4 protein-coding genes and 1 pseudogene are annotated in these 4726 nt (G+C 34.4%); all 5 read right to left on the bottom strand.

Annotation, left to right across the window (positions count from 1 at the left end; genetic code table 11):
* Positions 1–296: pseudogene (locus tag ACH2BP_RS05715) on the bottom strand (o-succinylbenzoate synthase); the annotation flags it as partial.
* Positions 297–447: 151 nt separating this feature from the next.
* Positions 448–1641, bottom strand: a complete 1194-nt coding sequence (locus ACH2BP_RS05710) for a tetratricopeptide repeat protein (RefSeq protein ID WP_395057877.1) — start codon at positions 1639–1641, stop codon at positions 448–450.
* A 192-nt stretch (positions 1642–1833) separates the two neighbouring features.
* Positions 1834–2511 carry a metal-dependent hydrolase gene (locus tag ACH2BP_RS05705; protein WP_395057875.1) on the bottom strand — a complete coding sequence of 226 codons (678 nt, stop codon included), beginning with the start codon at positions 2509–2511 and terminating at the stop codon, positions 1834–1836.
* Positions 2512–2549: 38 nt separating this feature from the next.
* Complete coding sequence (menA, locus tag ACH2BP_RS05700) at positions 2550–3479, bottom strand: 1,4-dihydroxy-2-naphthoate octaprenyltransferase (protein ID WP_395057873.1); 930 nt, start codon at positions 3477–3479, stop codon at positions 2550–2552.
* A gap of 87 nt (positions 3480–3566) precedes the next feature.
* Entirely contained in the window at positions 3567–4406 is an 840-nt protein-coding gene (locus ACH2BP_RS05695; RefSeq protein WP_395045740.1) for a 1,4-dihydroxy-2-naphthoyl-CoA synthase, read from the bottom strand.
* Positions 4407–4726 lie beyond the last annotated feature (320 nt).

The raw sequence follows: 4726 nt of genomic DNA, 5'->3' as shown, positions 1-4726 counted from the left end.
GAAGCTAATGACTGGAATGCCATTTCGACTCCAAATTGAATAGATGGAAACTCAATTAAAGCTTCCCAAAGCACTTTCTCTCCCAAGTGAATATTGGCGCAAACCCATTGCAATTTTTCTTCATAATCGGGTCTGTCATCACAACTCAAACCACGCAAAATTCCGCACTCACCTATTCCTTTTTTTTCATCGTTTTGCAACACTAAAAACCAAGTTTCTTTTTGGGTTAAAACACCTCGTGAAGTTCCTGATGGTTTTTTGAAATCGAGAATATATTTGTGGTAAGTTGCTTTCAAAATAGATTATTAGAATTAAAGATTTTTGGATTATTAGATTGGTAATCTTTGACTAGTCTGTCATTCCGACGAAGGAGGAATCTCACAGATTGATTTTGAAAAAAAGATAAGATTCCTCCTTCGTCGGAATGACAAAAAGCATCGCTTTTTATTAATCGACCAATCTCAAAATTTTCTTGAAATTGTCATTTGGCAAATTTGCTTTCTGGAATTTATCTAAATCGTTGATGGTTTTATTTTTCCAAGTTTGGTTTGTAGATACGTTTTGTTCTTTGTACTTATTATGAATTTCTCGAGATTCACTCATTTTATCTAAAAACATATAAGTGTGCGCTAAATTAAGTTGCACTAAAAGCTCGCTCGAATCTAAATTTTCGGCGATATTGAGCGTTTTAAGCGCTTTTTCGAATTGTTTGGTATAAATATATAATTCACCCAAAGTATTGTAGTCTAAAACCGATGATTTGCCTTTATTGATGATTTTATGATTTAATAATGTAATTGCATCGTCATACTTGCCTTGTTTAGATAAAGTTTTAGCTTCTTGACGGATAATTTTATTATAAACTTCGACAGTATTTGTTTCTATTAATGCTTTGTCTTCAAATTTATTTATTAATGACAGTTTCTCTGTTTTTGATAATTTTTGAAATACTGAAAACCTGTATTCATTTTGCAATTTTTCAATTATATTGAAACAAAAAGCGTCCGAATTGGGCAACTTAGATGCTATTCCGGTTGTTTTTATAAAATTAAGAGCCGTTTTTTTGTTGGTTTGACTCCATATTCTACTTGCTTTTGTATCAACCCACGGAACAATTTCGAGAATAATTTTTTGTCCTAAAATCCAGTTTTTGCTCTCGAAACCAAACCAAATTGTTTTAGAATCATCTGCTAAGCAAGTAGATTCATTTAGAGAAATTACTTTTACTTCTTTGTTTATAGGATTGTTTTGATACAAACACGATCTTTTTATGTTTCCCGTTTTTGTAAAATCGGTTGCTTTATTATTGTCGGAAAAAATGGCATAAGTACATTTATCATCACCCGATATTTTTGAGGTTAACGAAATCGCTCCGCCTGTTCCTTGCGCGATTCCTGTGGGATCTGGAATGGCTTTGAGTAATGATGACAAATCGGAAACCATTTTCTGATTTTCGTCTAGTAAAGTGATTCGGTATACAAACTCGGTTGTGCCGTCAGGAAAATCTTCGGATTTGATTAAGACTCTTTCTCCTGCCGAAAGTTTTATTTCTTTGTTGGTTACTCGTTGGTTATCCCAATAACCGTCTTGTGCAAAAGATACACTTGTTAAGAAAAGAAATGCTATTTTAATTATTTTCATTGTTTTTGTTTTGTTTGTTTGTTGTAGCAATTTGGGTGCCAGTTTAACCACAAAGTTCACGAAGGTTTACACGAAGTTCACAAAAACTTATTTATGAATGGAATGCCCTAGCCCTGATTGAAACGAAAATCCTTTTCCTTGCTCCTTTAGCAAGGAAAAGATTGTAGTAGAAAGCAGGAAATAGCTCCTAAACTACAAATCGATACTTTCTCCTATTTCTAGTAACATAAGGTCTTTACCTGCATCGAAAAATTTCTTTTTGGCTTCGTCATGGTTTATTTCGATATAACCAAAAGTGTCGTAATGGTAGCCGAGAATTTTGTCGCAATCTACAAAATCGGAAGCGAGAATGGCATCATCGACATCCATAGTGAAATTATCGCCTATTGGAAGAATTGCTAAATCGAGTTTGGTGCGCATTGGAATCAATTTCATGTCCATCGTAAGTGCCGTGTCGCCTGCAATATAGATATTTTTGTGCTCGCCTTCTATAACAAATCCGCCTGGATTTCCGCCGTAACTACCATCGGGAAATGAGCTGGTATGAATAGCATTGACATATTTTACGTTTCCGAAATTGAAATCCCAGCTTCCGCCGAGATTCATAGGGTGAAATTTTAATCCTTTGTCTCCGAAATGATTTGCGATTTCGTAATTGGAAACGATTACGGCATTTGTGCGTTTGGCAATGGCTTCTACATCGAGAATATGGTCGTTGTGGGCGTGCGTGAGCAGAATATAATCGGCTTTGAGCGAATGTATATCAATATGACTGGCTTTGGGATTTGCAGAAATATATGGATCGACCAAAATGTATTTTCCTGCAACTTCAATTCCTATTGATGCGTGTCCGTAGAAGGTTATTTTCATTTTTTCAAGTTTTTAGGCATTAGGCAATAGCCAATAGTTTAAAAAATTAAAACCATAGCCAGAATTAATGATAATAAAAATGTACTGATGGCTAGTTTTTTTAATTGTGGGTCGAGCGTTCGTGGTTCTGGACAATTATAAACCGTTTTTAAATGGCTTAATAAAGGGAAATAAGCTACTAAAAAAGCATACTGATCGATTCTGAAACCTATTCCGTTATAAATTATGGCAAAGATTAACACCAAAACCATTGCTGTAATAATTAAACAATAATGGTAAATCTTGGCTTTTGCTCCACCCATTTTGACTACTAAGGTATTTTTTCCTGCTTTTGTATCAGAGACCTCATCTCGCATATTATTTAAATTGAGTACACCAACACTTAATAATCCTATTGCCGATGCTGGAAGTAGTAATTGCCAATCGAATTGTTTAGAATACAAAAAGTTTACACCTAAAGTGCTTACTAAACCAAAGAAAACAAAGACAAAAACATCGCCAAAACCTTTGTATCCATAAGCGGAGTTTCCAACGGTATATCTTATCGCCGAAGCGATGGCCAATCCTCCTAACAGTAAGAAAAACAAAGAATACCACAAATGTTTATCATGAAACGAAACATATATTAACAAAACTGCTGATACAAAAGTTAGCAATGCTGTGATTATCATGGCTCGCTTCATAGCCGCTGGTGTAATCACTCCACTTTGTATGGCACGCATAGGTCCTATTCTATCTTCATTATCGGTTCCTTTAATTCCGTCGCCATAGTCATTTGCAAAATTGGAAAGAATTTGTAACCCTAAAGTTGTTAGCATCGCAAAACCAAAGATTGTCCAACTAAATACTTGTGTTGGCGTGAGAATATCATTCGTTGGGTTTGCCAATGCGTATAAACTTCCTACCATAATTCCCGATACGGAAAGTGGTAAGGTTCGTAGTCGAGCGGCTTGTATCCAGTGTTTCATTTTAATTTTAGATTTATGATATTAGATTTTAGATTTATAAAAAAAACTTCAGGATTCTGAAACATTACATCATAAACCTAAACCAAATTAAGGTAACCATTTCTTTTCAAAATTAGGCTTTCTTTTTTCTAAAAATGCATCTCGTCCTTCTTTTGCTTCATCGGTCATATAAGCCAATCGAGTTGCTTCACCAGCAAATACTTGTTGCCCAACCATTCCGTCGTCGGTAAGATTCATGGCAAATTTTAGCATTTTTATAGACATTGGCGATTTAGCCAAAATCTCTTGCGCCCACTCATAAGCAGTATCTTCTAATTCATCATGAGGAATTACGGCATTTACCATACCCATTTCGAAAGCTTCTTGTGCAGAATAATTACGTCCTAGAAAGAAAATTTCACGGGCTTTTTTCTGACCAACCATTTTAGCCAAATAAGCAGAACCATAACCACCATCGAAACTAGTTACATCGGCATCAGTTTGCTTAAAAATAGCATGTTCTTTACTGGCTAAAGTCAAATCGCAAACTACGTGCAAACTATGACCACCACCTACAGCCCAACCTGGAACGACACAAATAACCGCTTTTGGCATAAAACGAATGAGTCGTTGTACATCGAGAATATTCAAACGATGGTAACCATCGTCGCCAACATAACCTTGTTGCCCGCGTGCTTTCTGGTCGCCTCCGCTACAAAAAGAATACACTCCATCTTTACTAGATGGTCCTTCGGCAGAAAGTAAAACGACTCCTATGGAAGTATCTTCTTGTGCATCGTGAAATGCCTGCAATAATTCGGCAGTAGTTTTAGGACGAAAAGCATTGCGTACATCAGGACGATTAAAAGCTATTCTGGCGACACCATTACATTTTTTGTAGGTTATATCTTCAAATTCTCGAACGGTTTTCCAATCTATTTTATTCATATGTAGATAATATTTGTTTTTTATTGGAATATGTTATATTTATGAGGAAATCTTCATTTGTTTTCGTGATTTTGGTATCATAAATATTTCAAATGTATTTATTTTAATGTAAAAATAATCCATTTGTACCAAACAACATATTAGTTCCTAAAAAGAATCTTACAAATCAGCTTTAAAATGTTAAATTTTAAAGAAAATCATCTTCAATTTATGTTTTATATTTAATTTTTATTTAATTTTAATGTATTGAAAATCAATTTTTTACATTGATTAAAATTATTAATTCACTCACGGATTTATTAACTTAAAAAAAAGATTTA

This window comes from Flavobacterium sp. (genome assembly GCF_043756175.1).
GTDB lineage: Bacteria > Bacteroidota > Bacteroidia > Flavobacteriales > Flavobacteriaceae > Flavobacterium.
The sequence above is the reverse complement of the archived record's forward strand: the minus strand, read 5'-3'. Positions and strand labels throughout refer to the sequence as shown.